Annotated in this window: 17 protein-coding genes; 8 read left to right on the top strand and 9 right to left on the bottom strand. The window is 72.0% G+C overall.

Annotation, left to right across the window (positions count from 1 at the left end; translation table 11 throughout):
* Positions 1-109: 109 nt before the first annotated feature.
* Together ACFVDP_RS40520 and ACFVDP_RS40515 are read right to left on the bottom strand one after the other, a co-directional pair.
* Positions 110-2,299 carry a helix-hairpin-helix domain-containing protein gene (locus tag ACFVDP_RS40520; RefSeq protein WP_383501728.1) on the bottom strand — a complete coding sequence of 730 codons (2,190 nt, stop codon included), beginning with the start codon at positions 2,297-2,299 and terminating at the stop codon, positions 110-112.
* Positions 2,296-3,279, bottom strand: coding sequence for an aldo/keto reductase (locus ACFVDP_RS40515; protein WP_383501726.1), 984 nt, complete (start codon positions 3,277-3,279; stop codon positions 2,296-2,298). The genes ACFVDP_RS40520 and ACFVDP_RS40515 overlap by 4 nt, the downstream gene beginning before the upstream one ends.
* A gap of 144 nt (positions 3,280-3,423) precedes the next feature.
* On the opposite strand from ACFVDP_RS40515, the gene ACFVDP_RS40510 reads away from it, so the two are divergent.
* Together ACFVDP_RS40510 and ACFVDP_RS40505 are read left to right on the top strand one after the other, a co-directional pair.
* Positions 3,424-4,488: an LLM class F420-dependent oxidoreductase gene (locus tag ACFVDP_RS40510; RefSeq protein WP_383501723.1), complete on the top strand. Its 1,065-nt coding sequence runs from the start codon at positions 3,424-3,426 to the stop codon at positions 4,486-4,488.
* Between the two features lie 247 nt (positions 4,489-4,735).
* Positions 4,736-5,524, top strand: a complete 789-nt coding sequence (locus tag ACFVDP_RS40505; protein ID WP_383501720.1) for a ferritin-like domain-containing protein — start codon at positions 4,736-4,738, stop codon at positions 5,522-5,524.
* 18 nt (positions 5,525-5,542) lie between these two features.
* Here ACFVDP_RS40505 and corA read toward each other — a convergent pair whose 3' ends face one another.
* Positions 5,543-6,550, bottom strand: a complete 1,008-nt coding sequence (gene corA / locus ACFVDP_RS40500) for a magnesium/cobalt transporter CorA (protein ID WP_383501717.1) — start codon at positions 6,548-6,550, stop codon at positions 5,543-5,545.
* Positions 6,551-6,612: 62 nt separating this feature from the next.
* Between corA and ACFVDP_RS40495 the strand changes: the two genes are divergently transcribed.
* The 6 genes from ACFVDP_RS40495 to ACFVDP_RS40470 all read left to right on the top strand — a co-directional run bounded on the left by ACFVDP_RS40495 (position 6,613) and on the right by ACFVDP_RS40470 (position 13,881).
* Positions 6,613-7,299 (top strand): histidine phosphatase family protein, encoded by a 687-nt coding sequence (locus tag ACFVDP_RS40495; RefSeq protein WP_383501714.1) that lies wholly within the window; start codon positions 6,613-6,615, stop codon positions 7,297-7,299.
* A gap of 104 nt (positions 7,300-7,403) precedes the next feature.
* Entirely contained in the window at positions 7,404-7,994 is a 591-nt protein-coding gene (locus ACFVDP_RS40490; protein WP_383501711.1) for a DUF3090 domain-containing protein, read from the top strand.
* Positions 7,958-8,794: an SCO1664 family protein gene (locus ACFVDP_RS40485; RefSeq protein WP_383501709.1), complete on the top strand. Its 837-nt coding sequence runs from the start codon at positions 7,958-7,960 to the stop codon at positions 8,792-8,794. Before ACFVDP_RS40490 ends, ACFVDP_RS40485 begins: the two co-directional genes overlap by 37 nt.
* Positions 8,795-8,882: 88 nt before the next feature.
* Entirely contained in the window at positions 8,883-9,329 is a 447-nt protein-coding gene (locus ACFVDP_RS40480) for a hypothetical protein (protein WP_383501707.1), read from the top strand.
* A gap of 91 nt (positions 9,330-9,420) precedes the next feature.
* Positions 9,421-10,650 carry a cysteine--1-D-myo-inosityl 2-amino-2-deoxy-alpha-D-glucopyranoside ligase gene (mshC, locus tag ACFVDP_RS40475; RefSeq protein WP_383501705.1) on the top strand — a complete coding sequence of 410 codons (1,230 nt, stop codon included), beginning with the start codon at positions 9,421-9,423 and terminating at the stop codon, positions 10,648-10,650.
* A 147-nt stretch (positions 10,651-10,797) separates the two neighbouring features.
* Positions 10,798-13,881 (top strand): NPCBM/NEW2 domain-containing protein, encoded by a 3,084-nt coding sequence (locus ACFVDP_RS40470; RefSeq protein ID WP_383501703.1) that lies wholly within the window; start codon positions 10,798-10,800, stop codon positions 13,879-13,881.
* Between the two features lie 103 nt (positions 13,882-13,984).
* On the opposite strand, the gene ACFVDP_RS40465 is transcribed toward ACFVDP_RS40470, so the two are convergent.
* From ACFVDP_RS40465 to ACFVDP_RS40440, 6 genes are all read right to left on the bottom strand, one after another.
* Complete coding sequence (locus ACFVDP_RS40465; RefSeq protein ID WP_383501700.1) at positions 13,985-14,647, bottom strand: hypothetical protein; 663 nt, start codon at positions 14,645-14,647, stop codon at positions 13,985-13,987.
* Between the two features lie 38 nt (positions 14,648-14,685).
* On the bottom strand, positions 14,686-16,428 hold the full coding sequence (locus tag ACFVDP_RS40460; RefSeq protein WP_383501698.1) for a S8 family peptidase: 1,743 nt from the start codon (positions 16,426-16,428) through the stop codon (positions 14,686-14,688).
* 280 nt (positions 16,429-16,708) lie between these two features.
* On the bottom strand, positions 16,709-17,686 hold the full coding sequence (locus tag ACFVDP_RS40455) for a PAC2 family protein (RefSeq protein ID WP_383501696.1): 978 nt from the start codon (positions 17,684-17,686) through the stop codon (positions 16,709-16,711).
* Positions 17,687-17,831: 145 nt separating this feature from the next.
* Complete coding sequence (locus ACFVDP_RS40450) at positions 17,832-18,503, bottom strand: FadR/GntR family transcriptional regulator (protein WP_383501693.1); 672 nt, start codon at positions 18,501-18,503, stop codon at positions 17,832-17,834.
* Positions 18,504-18,692: 189 nt separating this feature from the next.
* Positions 18,693-19,706 carry a Rieske 2Fe-2S domain-containing protein gene (locus ACFVDP_RS40445; RefSeq protein ID WP_383501690.1) on the bottom strand — a complete coding sequence of 338 codons (1,014 nt, stop codon included), beginning with the start codon at positions 19,704-19,706 and terminating at the stop codon, positions 18,693-18,695.
* A gap of 5 nt (positions 19,707-19,711) precedes the next feature.
* Complete coding sequence (locus tag ACFVDP_RS40440) at positions 19,712-19,936, bottom strand: recombinase-like helix-turn-helix domain-containing protein (RefSeq protein WP_383501687.1); 225 nt, start codon at positions 19,934-19,936, stop codon at positions 19,712-19,714.
* Positions 19,937-19,941: the final 5 nt, after the last annotated feature.

Raw genomic sequence — 19,941 nt, 5'->3', positions numbered from 1 at the left:
GGCCCCCCCCCGCCGCGTGGGAAAATTTCCCGCGGGGGGGGGGGGGGGGGGAAGGGCGCCACCCCGGCGCGGGGTGAGCGCTTCAGAAGGCGCCCACCCCGGCCCCGCTCTAAGCCCCGGGCGCCTGGGCCCGGACCAGCCGGCCCAGCCGGGTCGTACGGGGCTTGGCGGCAATCTCCGAAACAGCCCGGGGCAATCCGGCACCCACCCCGTCCACCACGGACAGATGCCGCTCCCCGCGCCCGAACGCCGTGTACACCCAGGGCCGGCTCAACCCCGCCGCCGCGTCACCGGGCAGCACCACCACGGCGGCAGCCCACCGCAGCCCCACCGCCTGGTGCCCGGTCACCGCCCACCCGTGCCGCACGGCCCGCTCCACCTGCTCCTTGGGTACGAGCACGGGCTCACCGGCGCAGTCCAGGCGCAGCCCCTCCGCGTCGGCCCCGACGACCCGCCCGGGCCTGATCCGCCCCGGACCGGCCACGTGGACCACCCGGTCCCCGGGGTCGAAGCCCCCGAACCGCCCGGGACCGGGGTTCAGCCGCTCCTTCAGCGCCGCGTTCAGCGCCCGCGTCCCCGCCGCGCCCGCATGCCCCGGAGTGATCACCTGGGTCTCCTCGGCGGGCACCCCGATGGCCCGCGGCACCGAGTCCGCGACGAGCTGCACGGTGCGGTGGATCGCCTCGGCGCCGTCCCGCACCGGCACGATCACGACCTCCTTGCCGGGCGCCTCCACCTGGCTCAGCTCGCCGATGCCGATACCCGAGACCAGCTCGCCGATCGGACCGGGATCCGGTGTCCGCGACGCGAGGCGCGGGCAGATCCCGGCGGCCAGCAGATCCGCGAAGACCCGCCCGGGCCCCGCCGACCACAGCACGCCCGAATCGCCGCTGAGCACCAGGCATGTGCCGTCGGCCAGCAGCTCGACGAGCATCGCGGCCCCGTCCACGTCCAGCTGCGGCGCGTCCAGGACGACCAGGAGATCGACCGCGAGCGCCCCGTCGGCGTCCCGGCCGGGGCCCTGGGTCTGGGTGAGCAGCCCCTCGACCGTGGCCGTGGCGGCGTCCGGCGCGTCGGCGCCGAGCAGGGCGGCGGCCCGCCGCCGCCCGTCCGCGCCGTGCGCGGCCACGCACACCCGCAGTCCGAGACCGGCCGCGGCCGAGGCCAGCGCGACCGGCTCGGCGCGGGCGGCCTCGCCGCCGGTGTGCAGTACCAGCCGGTGCGCGCCGGCGGCCCGGATCAGCTCGGCCGTCGTACCGGATGCGGCGGCGGCCGCCGCCTCCCAGTCACCGCCGACGGAGTCGCCGTCCTTGGGCCCGGAGTTGATGATCCGGGCGAGACCGTCGGCGAGGCTCTCCTCGGCGAGCGCGTACCGCTCGAGGCCGACGAGGATCCGCACCGGGCGCTCAGGCTCTTCTTCGCCGTCCTCGGCCGGTTGGGGCTCGGGCGCGTCCTCGACGGGGTCCTGGAAGAGGATCGCGTCGCCCTCCGCGGCGGCGCTCTGCACGGCCTCGCCCGGATCGGGCACCCCGCGCTTGCCGAGCGCGTCCGTGAGCACCGGCAGATCCAGGGCCGTGTGTCCGGCGACCGCCGCCTGTTCGAGCAGCCACACGGTGACCGCCCGGCCGCGCCGCTCGTCCTCGGGGCCGCACTCGGCGCCGAGCAGCGCGCGGGCGAACCCGTCGGCCTGCTCCGGGCGCACCCCGCTCACCCGCAGCAACTGCCAGGGATCCTCGCGCAGCAGGTCCTCGGCGCCCTCGCCCAGCGCCGTGGCGGCCGCCACGGCGAGCGTGTCGGGCGCCCCGCCCTCGACGAGCACGGCCCGTACCGCCGCCACCGAGTCGGCGTCGGGCCCGGCGTCCACGACCGGCGCGGCGGGTGTGCGGGGCCGCGGCTCGGGGGCGGTGGCGGCCGGGCGCGGCGCGCGCTCCGGCTGCGCGAACACGGTGGCGGCCGGCTTCTCGCCGCTCTCCACGGCACGTACGGCGGCGAGCAGATCGGCGGCGGTGCCGCTCAGCTTCGTACCGGCGGCGATCGGCCCGTCCTTGGCGGCCTTGCGCTGCGCGATGCGCTCCCGCAGCTCCCGCTGCGCGGCGATCTCGGCCTCGGCCTCGGACGGCTGGGCCGCAGCCTCCTCGGTGCCGGCCTTCTCGTCCCCGGTCGCGTCGGACCCGGTCGCTTCGGTCCCGTCCCCGGCCGCTTCGGTGGCTTCGGCCGCCTCGACGGGTGCCTCCGTGTCCGGCCCGGCGTCGGGGCCCTGCCCTGACTCGTTCTCCGCGGCAGCGGACTCCGTACTCACAACGTGCTCCAGTCCTGATCGGGATAGCGGTGCACGGGCGCCGACACGTCGTCGAGCGCCTGGCAGATCTCGTCAGGAAGACTAAGGGCCTCCACTGACAATGCCGCTGTGAGCTGCCGGGCGTTGCGCGCGCCGATGATCGGGGCGGTCACGCCGGGCCGGTCCCTGACCCAGGCCAGGGCGACCTGGAGCGGGGTCACCGCGAGTCCGTCGGCGGCTATGGCGACCGCGTCCACGATGTGCCCCGCGGCCTCGTCCAGGTACGGCGCGACGAACGGCGCCATGTGGTCGGAGCCGCCGCGCGAGTCCGTGGGGGTGCCGCCCCGGTACTTGCCGGTCAGCACCCCGCGCCCGAGCGGCGACGACGGCAGCAGTCCGATGCCCAGGTCGACGGCGGCCGGCAGCACCTCCCGCTCCACCCCGCGCTGGAGCAGCGAGTACTCCATCTGCGTACTGGCGATACGGGTGCGGGTGCCCGGCGCCGCGAGCTGCCAGGTGCCCGCCTTGGCCAGCTGCCACCCGCAGAAATTGGACACTCCGGCGTAGCGTGCCCGCCCGCTGCTGACCGCGATGTCGAGGGCCTGGAGCGTCTCGTCGAGCGGGGTATCGGTGTCGTAGGCGTGGATCTGCCAGAGGTCGACGTAGTCGGTGCCGAGACGGGCGAGCGAGGCGTCGAGCGCGGAGAGCAGATGGCCGCGCGAGCCGTCGAAGCGCCGGTCGGGGTCGGGCACACTGCCCGCCTTGGTGGAGATGACCAGGTCACGGCGGGGGACCAGGCCCTCGACGAGGCGGCCGAGCAGATACTCCGACTCCCCGTCCCCGTACACGTCGGCCGTGTCGACGAGCGAGCCGCCCGCCTCCCAGAAGGTCTTCAACAGGTCGGCTGCGTCGTGCTCGTCCGTGTCGCGCCCCCACGTGAGGGTGCCGAGCCCGATCCGGGACACACGCAGGCCGGTACGGCCGAGATGCCTCTGCTCCATGGGCGCTGAGAGTACTGGCCGAAGGTCAGGATGGGGGGCCCGGTGGATATCTGTCGTGCCGTCCGTCGCGCTAGGGTGCCCGGGAAGAGACGTTACCGATGGGTAATCCAGCGGTTCCCGCACGCGGTTAAGGGGATGTGGTCAATGAAGCTCGGCATCAATCTCGGGTACTGGGGCCTGGGGATGGACACCGACAACCTCGCCGTCGCCAAGGAGGCCGACCAGCTCGGCTACGCGGTGTGCTGGGCGGCCGAGGCGTACGGCTCCGACACCGTGACGGTGCTCAGCTACGTCGCCGCGCAGACCGAGCGCATCGACGTCGGCTCGGCCATCATGCAGATCCCGGCCCGCCAGCCCACCATGACGGCGATGACGGCCTCGACCCTCGACACGCTCTCCGGCGGCCGCTTCCGCCTCGGACTCGGGGTCTCCGGACCGCAGGTCTCCGAGGGCTGGTACGGCGTGAAGTTCGACAAGCCGCTGGCCCGCACGCGCGAGTACGTCGACATCGTGCGCAAGGCCATGAGCCGCGAGCGGGTCTCCTACGAGGGTGCGCACTGGACCCTGCCGCTGCCCGACGGGCCGGGCAAGTCCCTGAAGCTGACCGTGCACCCGAAGCGCGAGCACATCCCGCTCTACATCGCCGCGATCGGCCCCAAGAACCTGGAGCAGACCGGCGAGATCGCCGACGGCGCCCTGCTGATCTTCCCCTCCGCCGAGCACCTGGAGGACACCGCGATCTCGTACCTGCGCGCGGGCCGCGAGAAGGCCGGCAAGACGATGGAGGGCTTCGACGTCTGCCCGACCGTGCCGATCGCCGTCGGCCCGGAGGGCGGCGACAAGGACATCTCCGCGCTCGCCGACTCGTTCCGCCCCTACACCGCGCTCTACGTCGGCGGCATGGGCAGCGCCAAGCAGAACTTCTACAACCAGCTCGCGCAGCGCATGGGGTACGAGAAGGAGGCCGCCGAGATCCAGGAGAAGTACCTGTCCGGCGACAAGGACGGCGCCGCCGCCGCCATTCCGCAGAAGCTCATCGACTCCACCACGCTGCTCGGCTCCGTGGACCGCATCGCGGACCGGATGCGGGAGTATGCCGAGGCCGGTGTCACCACCCTGACGCTGTCCCCGGCCGGCTTCACGCTGGACGAGCGGCTCGCCTCGCTGCGCGCGGGCGTCGAGGCGGTGGAGCGCGCCGGACTGGCGTAACGGGCAGCCTGTACACCGGCGGAGTTTTCCGCGGCCGTGGTGGGGGCTCGGGGGGTCTTCCCCGCCACGGCCGTCACGGAGAACAACGCGCCATCGGGCCCACGGTTACGCCTCCCATCCCGGCACGGATCCTCCTTTCGGCCGAGTTGTCGGTCATTCCTGTTGCCTGCCACCGCCTCCCGCATTTGACTCGGTCTTTGCGAGCCATGGAGCCGCGGACCGCGCGTGGAGGCACGGAGGTAACCGGATGCTGTCGGCCAAGAGCCTGTTCCAGGAGATTCTCGACAACGACGACTCGTTCCGGCTGTTCTGCTCGATCGCCGCGGGCGGCGAGGCGCAGGGCGGCTGGGAGAACGGCCGGATCGCCGCCCTCGTCCCCGCGAGCGAGCGGCCCCTCGCGCCCAAGATCGCCCGGCACGGCGCCGACGAGGACAAGCACGGGCGGATCTTCAACGCCCTGCTGAAGAAGCGCGGCCTGACCCCGGTGCCGGTCCCGGACGAGACCGACTACACGATGCTCCTGGAGCGGCACGGCATCGGACTCCCGCACGAGCGCCTCAACCGCGACGAGCCCCTCTCCGTGCGGGACATCGTCACGTACCTCGCCCACAGCCGCGTCACCGAACAGCGCGCCTCCGAGCAGATGGAACTCCTGCGCAAACACTTCGCCGGTCACCCCGACATCGGCCGCGCGGTCAAGATGATCTCCAACGACGAGGACAACCACCTCGCCTACTGCCACGAGGAGTTGCTGCGCCTCGCGTACGCGGGCCACGGCCGCACCATCCAGCGCGTCCTGCGGGAGTGCGCCCTCGCCGAGATCGCCGTCTACCGGGACGTGAGCCTCGCCGTCATGGACCACATGGGCCGCATCCTCGGCTGGTCCGCCCCGAAGGCGGGCATGCTCGCCGCCGGAATCCGCGCCGTGTACGCGTACGAACGCCTCGGCGGCTGGCGGCGGATGGTCTCCCTGTCGATGCCGCGGCGGCGCGACGCGCTCGGCGGCCCCGCGACCACCTCCGTCGAGTTCGCGTGAGCGCGACGTCCACCGTGCCTACAGCCAGCCGCGCCGCTTGAACATCCGGTACAGCACCAGTTCCAGCACGGCCATCAGCGCGATCACCGCCGGGTACGACCACACCCAGTGCAGCTCGGGCATGTGGTCGAAGTTCATGCCGTAGATGCCCGCGATCATCGTGGGCACCGCGGCCATCGCCGCCCAGGCGGAGATCTTCCGCATGTCGTCGTTCTGCCGCACGCTCGCCTGCGCCAGATGCGCGGACAGGATGTCCGTCACCAGCCGGTCCAGGCCGTCCACGGACTCGTTCACCCGCGTCAGGTGGTCGTTCACGTCACGGAAGAACGGCCGCGCGTCGTCGGCCACGAACGGCACGGTCATGGGGAACGGGCCGATCCCCGACAGCCGGGCCATCGGCAGCGCCAGCGGACCGGTGGCCCGGCGGAACTCCAGGATCTGCCGCTTGAAGGCGTAGATCCGCGACGCCGTGTCCCGCGAGCCGCCGCCGTCAGGCGAGAAGACCTCCGCCTCCAGCTCCTCCAGGTCGGTCTGCAACTCGGTCGCGACGTCCAGGTAGTGGTCGACCGTGGCGTCCGAGACCGCGTACAGCACCGCCGTCGGGCCGTGGCGCAGGAAGGCCGGGTCGTGCTCCAGGCGCTTCCGCACGTCCGCCAGGGAGGAGCCCTCGCCGTGGCGCACGGTGACCACGAACGAGTCGCCCAGGAAGAGCATCACCTCGCCCGAGGACACCTTGTCGCTCTTCGGCTCGTACACGACCGGCTTGAGGACCACGAACAGCGAGTCGTCGTAGACCTCCAGCTTCGGCCGCTGGTGCGCCTTCATGGCGTCCTCGACGGCCAGCGGGTGCAGCTCGAACTCCTCGGTCACCGTGGCGAACTCGGCCTCCGTGGCCTCGTGCAACCCGATCCACACGAAGGCGTCGTCCGACGCCCGCGCCGCTTCGAGCGCGTCGGACAGATCCCTGGGATCCTCCGGGCCCTCGATCCGGCGACCCTCCCGGTAGACGGCGCAGTCGACGATCATGTCGGCCATTCTTCCCAGAGGGTTCGCCGACTGCACTTCCGCGTGCCTTTAGGCTGGCGCACATGCCCACGCTGATCCTCGTCCGTCACGGACGCTCCACCGCCAACACCGCGGGTCTGCTCGCCGGCTGGACGCCCGGCGTGGCCCTCGACGAGCGCGGCAGCGCGCAGGCCGCCACGCTGCCCGAGCGCCTCAAGGACCTGCCGCTCGCGGAGATCGTCACCAGCCCGCTCCAGCGCTGCCAGGAGACCGTCGCGCCGCTGCTCGCCGCGCGGCCCGGCCTGAGCGCGCACACCGACGACCGGATCGGCGAGTGCGACTACGGGGACTGGTCGGGCCGCAAGCTCGCCGAACTCGCCGACGAGCCGCTCATGCAGGTCGTCCAGCAGCACCCGACCGCCGCCGCCTTCCCCGGCGGCGAGTCCATGCGGCAGATGCAGCACCGGGCCGCGGAAGCGGTGCGGGAGTGGAACGCGCGCGTGGAGCGCGATCACGGCGCGGACGCCGTGTACGTCATGTGTTCGCACGGCGACATCATCAAGTCCCTTGTGGCGGACGCTCTCGGGCTGCATCTGGACCTCTTTCAGCGGATCTCCGTGGAGCCGTGTTCCATCACCGCGATCCGTTACACACGACTGCGCCCCTTTCTCGTACGCCTCGGGGACACGGGGGACTTCGGTTCGCTGGCCCCGCGCGAGCAGCCACAGAGCCCGGATGCGACCGTCGGCGGCGGCGCTGGCGCACCGTGATCGTCCGCCGCAGTAGGGTGAAGCAGCCGTAAGCACAGTCGGATCCGGCCGCCGGGCCGGGCCCGGTCAGTTCGATCCCCATCCCCAGATCATGGAGACAGGACGTGTCCCGTCAGGTGTTCCTCTACGACCCTCCGGAGCGTTTCGTGGCCGGTACGGTCGGACTCCCCGGGCGCCGCACCTTCTTCCTGCAGGCCTCGGAAGGCGTCCGGGTCACCAGCGTGGCGCTGGAGAAGACCCAGGTGGCCGCGCTCGCCGAGCGCATGGACGAGCTGCTCGACGAGGTGGTGCGGCGCAGCGGCGGAAATGCGCCCGTGCCGGCCATGGCACCCACCGAGATCGCCGACACGGCCCCGCTCGACTCCCCTGTCGAGGAGGAGTTCCGGGTCGGCACCATGGCCCTGGCCTGGGACGGCGACGAACAGCGCATGATCGTCGAGGCGCAGGCCCTCGTCGAGATGGACGCCGAGTCCGACGAGGACCTGGCGGAAGCAGAGGAAAGGCTTCTCCAGGACGAGGAGAACGGCCCGCCGATGCTCCGCGTCCGCCTCACCGGCAACCAGGCGCGCGCCTTCGCCAAGCGGGCCCTGGAGGTCGTGAACGCGGGCCGCCCGCCGTGCCCGCTGTGCAGTCTGCCGCTCGACCCGGAGGGACACGTATGCCCGCGCCAGAACGGCTACCGGCGCGGCGCGTGAGCGACCACGAAGCCCTGGACCTCCTCACCCGCGGGGAGCTGCACGTCGAGGGGCAGATCAGGGACGCGTCGAACGCGGTCCTGCTGTGCCGGGTCAGCCACGAGGACCGGGAGGCGGCCTGCGTCTACAAGCCCGTCCGCGGTGAGCGGCCGCTGTGGGACTTCCCCGACGGCACGCTCGCCCAGCGCGAGGTGGCCGCCTTCGAGGTCTCCGAGGCGCTCGGCTGGGGCCTCGTCCCGCCGACCGTGCTGCGCGACGGGCCGTACGGCGAGGGCATGTGCCAGCTGTGGATCGACACCCCCGACGAGCCGGCCGACGACAGCAGGCTGCTCGCGCTCGTGGACGCCGAGGAGCCGGGGGAGGGCTGGAAGGCCGTCGGGTTCGCCGAGGTCGACGAGGGACGCACCGCGCTGCTCGTGCACGCCGACGACGCGCGCCTGCGGCGGCTCGCCGTGCTCGACGCGGTGATCAACAACGGCGACCGCAAGGGCGGGCACCTGCTCGTCGACGGGGCGCGGCTGTACGGCATCGACCACGGCGTCACCTTCAACGTCGAGGACAAGCTGCGCACGCTGCTGTGGGGCTGGGCCGGGGAACCCCTGACCGAGGAGGCCACCGGGGCGCTGGAGGCGCTGCGGGGACGCCTGGCCGAGGGCGAGGCGCTCGCGGCACGGCTGGCCGGGCTGATCACCGTCGCCGAGCTGGACGCCGTACGGGAGCGGGTGGCCGCACTGCTGAAGTCCGGGAAGCACCGGGAGCCGAGCGGGGAGTGGCCGGCCATTCCGTGGCCGCCCATCTGAGCCGCCTGAACCTCTGGTCACCCCTGGTGAGCTGGGGTTCTGTCCCGCCCGGGGGCGGCTGTCAGTGGCGAGGGCTACGTTCGAGGGCATGACCAAGCTGATTGTCGAGGACCGGATCGACCGCCCGGTCAAGGACGTGTTCGAGGCCATCGTCACCGTCGAGGGGCTGTCGGGCTTCTTCGTGGCGCGCACCTCCGCGCCGATGGTGCCCGACACCACCGTGACCTGGAGCTTTCCCCATGTCGACGCGGAGTTCGACGTCGAGATAGGCGCGATCGAGACCGATCGGCTCGTCTCGTGGAACTGGCCGGGCGGGCACGTCACCATCGAACTGGCCGAGTCCGGTACCGAAGGCGCCGGGGCGACCGCGCTCACCATCACGGAGCAACCCATGGGGGACGGCCCCGAGGGCGCCGCCCTCGCGGTGGGGCAGACGCAGGGCTGGACGTACTTCGTGTGCACGCTGCGCGCCTATCTGCTGCACGGGATACGCCACTTCGGGCTCTCCGACGGCATCCGGGCCACCCTGGCCTAGCCGCCGCGTCATGATCGCGCAAGAGGGCCTTGTCGGCCATCAGGCCTGGTCCGGTTCGTATCCGGAAGCACCGTCCGGTTACGCTCATGTCATGCATGCCTGGCCCGCTTCTGAGGTCCCCGCCCTGCCTGGCAAGGGCCGCGACCTGAGGATCCACGACACCGCGACCGATGGGCTCGTCACCCTGGACCCCGGTCCCGTCGCCCGTATCTATGTCTGCGGCATCACGCCGTACGACGCCACCCACATGGGTCACGCGGCGACCTACAACGCGTTCGACCTTGTGCAGCGCGTGTGGCTCGACACCAAGCGGCAGGTTCACTATGTCCAGAACGTGACGGACGTCGACGACCCGCTCCTGGAGCGCGCCGTGCGCGACGGCATCGACTGGGAGGGCCTCGCCGAGCGTGAGACCGCCCTGTTCCGCGAGGACATGACTGCCCTGCGGATGCTGCCGCCGCAGCACTACATAGGCGCCGTCGAGGCGATACCCGGCATCGTGCCGCTCGTCGAGCGGCTCCGTGACGCCGGTGCCGCCTACGAGCTCGACGGCGACATCTACTTCTCCGTCGAGGCGGACCCGCACTTCGGGTCCGTCTCGAACCTGGACGCCGCCGCGATGCGGCTGCTCTCCGCCGAGCGCGGGGGCGACCCGGAGCGTGCGGGCAAGAAGAACCCGCTCGACCCGATGCTCTGGATGGCCGCCCGTGAGGGCGACCCCAGCTGGGACGGCGGCTCGCTCGGCGCGGGGCGCCCCGGCTGGCACATCGAGTGCGTCGCCATCGCCCTCGACCACCTCGGCATGGGCTTCGACGTCCAGGGCGGCGGCTCCGACCTGGCCTTCCCGCACCACGAGATGGGCGCCTCGCACGCCCAGGCGCTGACCGGCGAGTTCCCGATGGCCAAGGCGTACGTGCACGCCGGGATGGTCGGGCTCGACGGCGAGAAGATGTCCAAGTCCAAGGGCAACCTCGTGTTCGTGTCGCAGCTGCGCCGCGACGGGGTCGACCCGGCCGCCATCCGGCTCGCGCTGCTCGCGCACCACTACCGGTCCGACTGGGAGTGGACCGATCAGGTGCTCGCCGACGCCGTGGACCGGCTCGGGCGCTGGCGGGCCGCCGTGTCGCGGCCCGACGGGCCTCCTGCGGAGGGCTTGGTCGACGAGATCCGCGCGGCGCTGTCCAACGATCTGGACGCGCCTGCCGCGCTGGCCGCCGTTGACCGGTGGGCTGCTGGGCAGGATGCCGACGGGGGCTCTGACGAGGGTGCGCCGGGGGTTGTTTCTCGGGCCGTCGACGCTCTGCTCGGGGTTGCGCTCTAGGGCTCCCCTGTCCCGCCCGTTTCCGAACAGCCCCTCCGGGGTGAGTAGCTGAGGTCACGGGGCTCTGCCCCGGACCCCGCTCCTCAATCGCCGGAGGGGCTTTCTCATGGTCTAGCGTCGTGCTCGTTTGTGCGCTAAACCATGGGGATGCGATCAGCATCGAGCACGCTCTGGCGTTCTGGACGCCTCAGATCTCTCGTCGCCGTGGCCCTCATCGGGTTCGCGGCCGTTCTCGCCGGGCCCGGGCAAGCCGCCCGGGCCGACGGTGGGCCCGGGGCTCTCGGTGATGTCACCGGGTTCCATCCGGGCAAGGCCCGCTACACCTTCGACGCCGGGACGGCCGAGGCCCGGGTCAGTTTTGTGTCCGCCGACAGTTTTCGGATCGAGGTCGCCCCCGACGGCACGTTCACCGATCCCGCGGGCGACGACATCGTCCTGCCGCAGGGCGCGCCGCCCGCCACCCGCTGGAAGGACCGCGGCGACCGCTACGAGCTGAGCAGCGCCGAGGTCACGCTGCGCGCCTACAAGTCCCCGCTGCGGTTCGCCCTCTTCCGCGCCGACGGCACCGAGCTGTGGGCCGAGAACGCGCCCATCAGCTGGAGCGACGGCGCCACCACCCAGAGCCTGGACCGCGGCGCCGACGAGCAGTTCTACGGCGTCGGCATGCAGAACGGGCGGGGCAACACCAGCCTGCGCGGACAGACCGCGAAGGCCGAGGTCAGCTACGACTGGGACGACGGGGGACACCCCAACTCCGTGCCCTTCTACCTCTCCTCGGCCGGGTACGGCGTCTTCCGCAACACCTACGCGCCCAACACGTACACCTTCGGCGCGCCCGTCACCGCCGCCGCGGCGGAGCGGCGCTTCGACGCCTACTACTTCGCCGGCAGCGGCGAGGACAGTGCCAAAGACGTCATCGGCCAGTACACGAGGCTGACCGGAAAGCCGTTCCTGCCGCCGGTCTACGGGCTCGAAGTGGGCGACGCCGACTGCTATCTGCACAACGCGAACCGGGGCGAACGGCACACTCTGGACGCCCTGAAAATTTCCCGGCAATACGTCGAGCAGGACATGCCGCTCGGCTGGATGCTCGTCAACGACGGCTACGGCTGCGGTTACGAGGACCTCGCCGAGACCGCCAAGGGGCTCCAGGGCGACAAGGCACAGCTCGGCCTGTGGACCGAGGACGGCATCGACAAGATCGCCGACCAGGTCAAGGCCGGCCAGCGCGTCGCCAAGCTCGACGTCGCCTGGGTCGGCGACGGCTACAAGAAGGCCCTCGACGGCTGCAAGGGCGCCTACCGGGGGATCGAGGACAACTCCGACGCCCGCGGCTTCACCTGGGCCCCCGAGAGCTGGGCCGGCGCCCAGCGCTGCGGGGTGCAGTGGTCGGGGGACCAGTCCGGCTCCTGGGACTACATCCGCTGGCAGATCCCGACCTACGCGGGCGCCACGATGTCCGGGCTCGCCTACACGACGGGTGACGTGGACGGCATCTTCGGCGGCAGCCCCAAGACGTACGTACGCGATCTGCAGTGGAAGTCGCTGCTGCCCGTGACCATGACCATGGACGGGTGGGCCGCGAGCGACAAGCAGCCGTTCCGGCAGGGCGAGCCGTACACGACGATCAACCGGAAGTACCTGAAGCTGCACGAGTCGCTGCTGCCCTACCTGTACTCGTACGCCCACGAGGCCACGAAGACGGGAGTGGGCGCCGTGCGGCCGCTCGCCCTGGAGTACCCGGACGATCCGAAGGCCGCCGGCGACGCCGCGAAGTACGAGTTCCTGACCGGTGAGGACTTCCTCGTCGCACCCGTCTACCAGGACTCCACCGAGCGCGACGGCATCTACCTGCCCAAGGGCACCTGGACCGACTACTGGACCGGCCGGGTCTACCAGGGACCGACCACGATCGACGGATACAGCGCGCCGCTCGACACCCTCCCGCTGTTCGTGAAGGGCGGCGCCGCCGTCCCGATGTGGCCCGGGATCCGCTCGTACACCGACCGTGACAAGGACTCCCAGGTCGCCTGGGACGTGTACCCGCAAGGGAAGTCGTCGTTCGACCTGTACGAGGACGACGGCGTCACCCGCGACCACCGCGACGGCGCCTACGCCACCCAGCGCGCCAGCGTCACCGCACCGCGGTCCGGGCCCGGCGACGTACGGGTGCGGATCGGTGCCAGCGAGGGCCGCTACGACGGGAAGCAGACCGCCCGGCCCTACTCCTTCACCGTGCACACCGGGGACGCCCCGGGCAGCGTCGAGCTGGACGGGAAGAAGCTGGCGCGCGCCGGGTCGAAGAGCGCCTTCGACAAGGCCGCCCGGGGCTGGTTCTACGACCCGGACGACCGGGGCGGAGTCGTCCGCGTGAAGACTGGGACCCTGTCCACCGGGCGGGCCTTCACCCTCGACCTGCGCGACACCGCGGCCGTGGGCGGCGCCGTGCCGGGCGCCGACGCGGCCGTCTCCGCCGCCGGGGCGCAGGAGCTGGGCGCGGGCGTCACCGGCACGGTCGCCGTCGACGTCACCGCGGGCGCCGAGGACGCCACCGATGTCGCCGTGGGCGTCGACGCACCCGGGGGATGGACCGCGGGGAAGCCCGTGACCGTCGCCCGGATCCCGGCCGGGACCACCCGGCGCGTCGACGTCGCCGTCACGCCCGGCGCGGACGCGAAGCCCGGGGAACAGGCGCTCACCGCCACCGCCCGCTACCGGGCCGGGGGCCAACAGCGCACCGCGCAGGGCCACTTCGCGGTCTCCGTCATGCCGAAGCCGCCCGCCGGGCACACCTGGGCGAGCGACCTGGAGTGGCTGACGTCGACCAACGGCTACGGACCCGCCGAACGCGACCGCAGCAATGGCGAGTCCGGCGCCGCCGACGGCCACCCCCTCACCCTCGCCGGGAAGACCTACGACAAGGGCATCGGGGTGCACGCCGACTCCGACATCGAGGTCTACCTCGGCGGGCAGTGCTCGAAGTTCACCGCGGACGTCGGCATCGACGACGAGATCGACGGATACGGCGAGGTCGCCTTCTCCGTCGAGGCCGACGGGAAGGTCCTGTGGACCTCGCCGAAGGTCACCGGCGCCTCCGCCACCGTCCCGGCCGACGTCGACGTGACCGGTGCCCGGCACCTGCGGCTGAAGGTGACCGACACCAACGGGTCCAAGACCGGCGACCACGGTGACTGGGCCGCCGCCGCGTTCACCTGCGCGGGCGGCAGCTGACCCGCGACGGCGACACGCGAAAGGGGCGCTTCCTCCCTCGGAGGAAGCGCCCCTCTCTCCTGTCAGCTGTTCCCAGCGGATCCGACGGGCCGGATCCGGCGGATCAGATCTTGCGCACGTGGATGCTGCGCAGGACCTGCGGCGAACCCGAGTCCCAGATGCCGACGACCTGGTGACCGAAGGCGAAGGCCTCCTGGACCTCGTCGTGGGTCTGCGGGTTGGGGTTGGCGAAGATCCGGAACTGGCCCTGGATGCGCAGCGCGATGATGCTGGGCTGTCCGGGAAGCGGCTGCACCACGTCGATGTAGCCGTCCGCGACGCCGGCCTGCAGCACCTGCTGCTGCACTTGCTGCTGGGCGTGCTGCACCGCGATCTGCGCGATCTGGTGAAGATGCTGCTGCACCTGCTGCTCGACCTGCTGCTGCTGGCCGCCCATCTGCTGCTGGCCGTAGCCCTGCTGCTGACCGAGCTGCTGGAGCAGCCCCTGGAACGGCTGCTGCTGACCGAGCTGCTGCAGCTGCTCCAGCGAGCCGCTCATCCCCATGGGCTGCTGCTGGCCGAAGCCCTGCTGGCCGCCGAAGCCCTGCTGTCCGAACGGCTGCTGCTGTTGCTGCTGGCCGTAGCCCTGCTGGCCCAGACCCTGCTGGCCGCCGAAGCCCTGCTGGCCGAAGCCCTGCTGGCCGAACGGCTGCTGCTGGTGCTGCTGGTAGGGCGACGTGCTCGGGAACTGCTGCCCCTGCTGACTCATCTGCGGGGTCATGCTCATGCGGGTGCCACCTTCCATCAATGGTTGGCTGCGTCGCGTCAGCCCGTGATCACAAGGCCGACGATCTCGTCGTCCGAGAACCAGACACGGACATCGGGCCGTCCCCCCGCGAAGGCGCTGTGCACCGCCTGGCGGGTCTCCGGGGACGGGTCGTTCAGATTGCGCCAGGTGCCCGCCACGAACAGCCTGAGCCTGGGCGGGAGTTCGCGCGGATACGGGATCAGTTCGTCCCAGTACCGCTCGGCCTGGCCCGAACCGACCGTCGAGGGCAGCAGGTTGGTGACCGCTCCCCTGATGTCGGGCCGGTTGCCGATCCGCTGTGAGGCGGGCCGGCCGGGGGCGTCCTGCTGCGGAGAGCCGGAAGCCCTGAGAACCTCGCGCGCCCGCTGAGAGTTCATCGGACGCTGGCCGCCGGCCTTGAGCATGCCCTGGAGGGCGGCCAGCGCGCCGACGACCACCGGGGAGGCAGACGAGGTGCCGGAGAAAGTATCGGTGTACCAGGAGATCTCCTCGGAGCCGCCCTGCAGATCGCCGGGCCGGTCCCAGAAGCCGCCGGTGGTGGTGACCTCGCGGCCCCAGCCCTGGGCGTCCACCCGGGCGCCGTAGTTGGAGAACGCCAGCCGCGAGCGGTCCGGGCCGTGGTCGCGGCCGTGCGTGCCGGGCGGCGGTGCGCCCGCGCCGACCAGGACCGCGCCGGAGGACGGGTTCGTCGGGTTGAACGGGTTGTGCCACCAGGACGGGAAGCCCTCCGGACGCCGCTCGTACAGGCCGTCGTCCAGCGACTCGCCGCCGTTGCCCGCCGCGCTCACCACCACGATGCCCAGCGCGGTGGCGTACCTGATCGCCGCGAAGTCGTCGGGCCACCACTCCAGGCCGATGTAGCCGCGCTGGTCGTCGCGCTGCTCGAAGTCGAACCGCGGCCCCGGCCGGTGCAGTTCGACCAGCACGATGTCACCGGGGCCGAGCCGCTCGGCCGCCGCGTGGATCGCCGCCGCCGTGCCCACGCCCTGGAAGGAGGCCGCCGCGGTCACCGCCTCCGGAGCGATGCCGGTCACGCCGTGCTCGTTGCGGTCCCCGCCGATCACGCCGAGGACGGCGGTGCCGTGGTTGCGCCACGCCAGATCCGACACCGGGGTCCCGACGACGACGCCCGCGAGCTTCGCCGACAGGTCCTCGTGACTGAACTGCCAGGCGCCCTCCACGTCGATGACGGTGACGCCCTCGCCGCTGCCGCCGACCCGCTGCCACGCCCACACCGCGTCCACGCCCTCGGGCGCGGGCCCCAAGTAGCCCTGGCGGCCGGTGAAATCGGGGGTCGCCGCCGATTTCTCCTTCAGCCGCCGCGCCTCGTCGAAGTCCTCCGGCGGCGGTAGGGCCGGCACCGCACCGGGCTTCACGTACGCGGTGTCGACCTCCGGCAGTGCCGCGATCCGTGCGCGCAGCTCCTGGGCCCGCCCGCCCGCGCCGCGTACCCGGTAGAACAGCGCCAGATCCGGTACGTCCGCCCCGGAGCCGGACGCCTCCGAGACGCCTCGGAGTCGCTCCTCACTGCCGAACAACGGTTCAAGGGCGAGCTGTTCGTCGCCCAGGAACATGTTCAGTGCCGATACGTCGGCGCCGGCGGCGGACCTGACACCGTCCGCGTGGGCCCGCAGCCGGGCCTCCGGCCGCGCCAGGACGATCAGTTCCGCTTCCGCTCCGCGATACGTGAAACCGGCTCCGTCCGGGCCCGGACCCGCCGCCCCCGGGCCCCGTGCCGGCTCTGCGTGCTGGTCGGTCATCGGTCCACAGCTCCCCTCGCCACCTCTGGTCGTACGGGTGTGCCTGTGCCGCGCTCGTCGTCGGGGCACACCTTGCTACGGCCGGGCCCGCTCGTCCACCCCTTGTTCGCCAAGTGCGTTTGAAAACAAGTTGAATGGGGAACCCCCTGCAATCCATCCGGAACCGTCTGTCACGCCGCAAACCGGCCAAAGGCGAGGAGAACGGAGGCGGCGCGAAAGCGCCCCCGGTGCCGGTTGCCCGGCGCCGGGGGCGCTTCGTCGATCGTGGAGTCGCGGCCTGCTACTCGTCGCCGCCGCTGCCGCCGTCCTCCGTGTCGGGGCGCGGCGGCTTCGGCGGCCGGCTCCGGCCGGTCGGGTTGTCCCGCAGGTGAGACGAGCCGTCGCCGCCGTCCGTGGCCCGGCCGCCGGGCGGTGCTCCCGGGTCGCGGCGCCGCAGATACCGCTCGAACTCGCGGGCGATCGCCTCGCCCGACGCCTCCGGCAGTTCCGCGGTGTCCCGCGCCTCCTCCAGCGACTGCACGTACTCGGCGACCTCGCTGTCCTCCGCCGCCAGCTGGTCCACGCCCAGCTGCCAGGCGCGCGCGTCCTCGGCCAGCTCGCCCAGCGGGATGCGCAGGTCGATCAGGTCCTCGAGCCGGTTGAGCAGCGCGAGCGTCGCCTTCGGGTTCGGCGGCTGCGACACGTAGTGCGGGACCGCCGCCCACAGCGAGACCGCCGGGACGCCCGCGTGCGTGCACGCCTCCTGAAGGATCCCGACGATGCCCGTCGGACCTTCGTACTTGGTCTCCTCCAGGTCCATGCGCGTAGCGAGATCCGGATCGGAGGTGACGCCGCTGACCGGAACCGGCCGGGTGTGCGGGGTGTCGCCGAGCAGCGCGCCCAGGATCACCACCAGCTCCACGCCCAGCTCGTGCGCGAACCCCAGCAGCTCGTTGCAGAACGAGCGCCAGCGCATGGACGGCTCGATGCCCCGGACCAGGACCAGGTCACGCGGCTTGTCGCCGCCGATGCGCACCACCGACAGCCGGGTCGTCGGCCAGGTGATCTTGCGCACGCCGTCCTCCAGGAAGACGGTGGGCCGGTTGACCTGGAAGTCGTAGTAGTCCTCGGCGTCCAGCGCCGCGAACACTTCGCCCTTCCACTCCTTGTCGAGATGCGCGACCGCGGTGGAGGCGGCGTCGCCGGCATCGTTCCAGCCCTCGAACGCGGCCACCATGACCGGGTCGACCAGCTCGGGAACCCCCTCGAGCTCGATCACCCAGCGCCTCCTTCCAACGTGCCCTCGCGTACCTGCCCACCTTACGGCGTCCGCGAGGACCCTCCGCAGCCCCCTGAAACCCGGAGGCTGCCCGGAACACTGCCCCGAGTCGCGGGCGGGCACTCCACCTGAATGTCGGGGTTTCTCACAGGGTCGAGCGCAGCCACTGCTCCACGCTCGCGATGTGCACCGTCGCCCAGGAGCGGGCCGCCTCCGGGTCGCCGTCGCGCAGCGCCGCCAGGATCGCCCGGTGTTCGCGCAGGGTGCGGCTGACCGCGTCCTCCTGGGTCAGGCCGCGCCAGATGCGGGCCCGCGTGGTCGGCCCGGACAGGCCGTCGAGGAGGGAACAGAGCACCGAATTGCCGGACGCCTTCACGATGCCGCGGTGGAAGTCGAGATCCGCGGCGACCAGCTCCTCCACGGAGGGCTCGGGCCCCAGATCGTCGAGCTGGGCGGCGAGCCGGTCGAGCTCGTCGCGGTCCATGCGGGTCGCCGCCAGCGCCGTGGCGGCCGGCTCCAGGATGCGGCGGACGGCGAGGAACTCCAGGACCGTGTCGTCGCGGTGGAAGTCGACGACGAAACTCAGCGCCTCCAGCAGGAGCTGCGGGTCCAGGCTCGTCACGTAGGTGCCGTCGCCCTGCCGGACGTCCAGGATGCGGATGAGGGAGAGCGCGCGCACCGCCTCCCGCAGCGAGTTGCGCGACAGCCCGAGCTCCGCGGCCAGCTCGCTCTCCTTGGGGAGCCGGTCGCCGGGGCGCAGAGCGCCCGAGACGATCATGCCCTTGATCTTCTCGATGGCCTCGTCGGTGACGGCCATGGCAGCCCCCTCTGCTCGTCCGGAGAGCCCATTCCTCCGATGTCTCGGACCATTATGGGCGTACGGGGACGGCCTGGCCGCGCTCTCCCTCGGAGCTGTCCACCGACGACTGCGGCGCCGACGGGCGCACCTAGCTGATCAGGACGATGACCAGCAGGCTCAGCACACCGGCCCAGCGGGCTCTGGGACTCATGCCGTGGCCTGGGCCTCGGCGCCCCCGCGGTACATGCGGCGCAGCCGGACCACGCCGAGGTCGTGCTGGTACAGGTTCTCCTGCTGGTCCGCGTCGGACGGCATCGCCTCCAGCATCACCCGGTCCTGCTCCAGGACCTCCCAGTGCCGCTTCTCGATCAGCGTCTTGTACAGGAACCGCCAGGTGTCGCGCTGCCAGCCCTGGACCGTGCGGTAGCGCCAGAAGAAGACGGCGCAGCGATCCGCGTCGACCGGACGGACCATGCCGACGATGCCGAACGGGCCGCCGGGCCCTGCCGACGGCGGGTAGGGGATCGACAGGTCGACCCAGTCGACGCCCGTGCGGCACAGCTCGACCCAGTCGAAGTTGACGCCCCGCTGGTCGGTCTTCTCGAAGAAGTAGCCGCGGTCGGTCTCGCGGATGCGGAACTTGGCGGTGGTGTCACCGTCGAACATCGTGTGCGAGTCGTGGTGCAGGAACGCGCCGTGCATCGGGTCGAGCAGGTTCTCGACGGCGTACCGCCACGGCACGTCCCACTCGGCGTAGCAGAGGATCGCCTCGGTGTCGGGGTCGGTGAGCGGCTCGGGCAGTGTCAGCTCGACCGGCTGCGGCTGCTCCGCGGTGCCGAAGTAGGCGAGGACGGCGCCGGACACCTCCTTCACCGGCAGCGAGACGACGAGCTGCTTGCCCTCCAGGTTGCAGCCGGGCAGGCCCGGCACGGAGGAGACGGTGCCGTCGGTCTCGATCTCCAGGCCGTGGTACCAGCAGGCCACCCGGTCGCCGAGGTGCTTGCCCAGCGAGAGCGGGGCGCCGCGGTGCGGGCAGCGGTCGGCGAGCATGCTCAGGGTGCCGTCCGAGCGGCGGAACAGCAGCCACTGCTCGCCGAGGACGGTGACCTTGCGCATCGCGCCGGGCGCGACGAACGAGGAGGGGACGACCGGGTGCCACTGGCCGCGCAGGCCCGTCGCGTACAGGTGGTCGGCGGTCAGGGCGGGGGCTTTCGGGGTCATGGCGGTCACGCTCCCAGTCGGTGCATCTCGGCGCGGAAGGAGTCCTCGGTCCACGGGGCGCCGTCGGGCGCGGGAACCTGACGGGCGTTCAGCCCGCGGATGACGTCGGCGAGTTCGTGGCCGTCCTTGGTGAAGACCTCTTCGAGGGTGGCGGCCAGCTTCAGCTCGTAGGGCGACGGCTCGTGGGTGCGGGACTGGTGGATCTCCAGGTACGGCCAGTCGGTGTTCATGTGCA

It is taken from the genome of Streptomyces sp. NPDC057694, from assembly GCF_042799415.1.
GTDB lineage: Bacteria > Actinomycetota > Actinomycetes > Streptomycetales > Streptomycetaceae > Streptomyces.
Note: the sequence above shows the minus strand (reverse complement) of the source record. Positions and strands in the feature narration are given on the sequence as shown.

Excerpts from the sequence above, each read along its gene's own strand:
- ACFVDP_RS40515 (WP_383501726.1), bottom strand. The coding sequence starts at position 3,279 with ATGGAGCAGAGGCATCTCGGCCGTACCGGCCTGCGTGTGTCCCGGATC.
- ACFVDP_RS40510 (WP_383501723.1), top strand. The coding sequence starts at position 3,424 with ATGAAGCTCGGCATCAATCTCGGGTACTGGGGCCTGGGGATGGACACC.
- ACFVDP_RS40505 (WP_383501720.1), top strand. The coding sequence starts at position 4,736 with ATGCTGTCGGCCAAGAGCCTGTTCCAGGAGATTCTCGACAACGACGAC.
- corA (WP_383501717.1), bottom strand. The coding sequence starts at position 6,550 with ATGATCGTCGACTGCGCCGTCTACCGGGAGGGTCGCCGGATCGAGGGC.
- ACFVDP_RS40495 (WP_383501714.1), top strand. The coding sequence starts at position 6,613 with ATGCCCACGCTGATCCTCGTCCGTCACGGACGCTCCACCGCCAACACC.
- ACFVDP_RS40485 (WP_383501709.1), top strand. The coding sequence starts at position 7,958 with ATGCCCGCGCCAGAACGGCTACCGGCGCGGCGCGTGAGCGACCACGAA.
- ACFVDP_RS40480 (WP_383501707.1), top strand. The coding sequence starts at position 8,883 with ATGACCAAGCTGATTGTCGAGGACCGGATCGACCGCCCGGTCAAGGAC.
- mshC (WP_383501705.1), top strand. The coding sequence starts at position 9,421 with ATGCATGCCTGGCCCGCTTCTGAGGTCCCCGCCCTGCCTGGCAAGGGC.
- ACFVDP_RS40470 (WP_383501703.1), top strand. The coding sequence starts at position 10,798 with ATGCGATCAGCATCGAGCACGCTCTGGCGTTCTGGACGCCTCAGATCT.
- ACFVDP_RS40465 (WP_383501700.1), bottom strand. The coding sequence starts at position 14,647 with ATGAGCATGACCCCGCAGATGAGTCAGCAGGGGCAGCAGTTCCCGAGC.
- ACFVDP_RS40460 (WP_383501698.1), bottom strand. The coding sequence starts at position 16,428 with ATGACCGACCAGCACGCAGAGCCGGCACGGGGCCCGGGGGCGGCGGGT.
- ACFVDP_RS40450 (WP_383501693.1), bottom strand. The coding sequence starts at position 18,503 with ATGGCCGTCACCGACGAGGCCATCGAGAAGATCAAGGGCATGATCGTC.
- ACFVDP_RS40445 (WP_383501690.1), bottom strand. The coding sequence starts at position 19,706 with ATGACCCCGAAAGCCCCCGCCCTGACCGCCGACCACCTGTACGCGACG.
- ACFVDP_RS40440 (WP_383501687.1), bottom strand. The coding sequence starts at position 19,936 with ATGAACACCGACTGGCCGTACCTGGAGATCCACCAGTCCCGCACCCAC.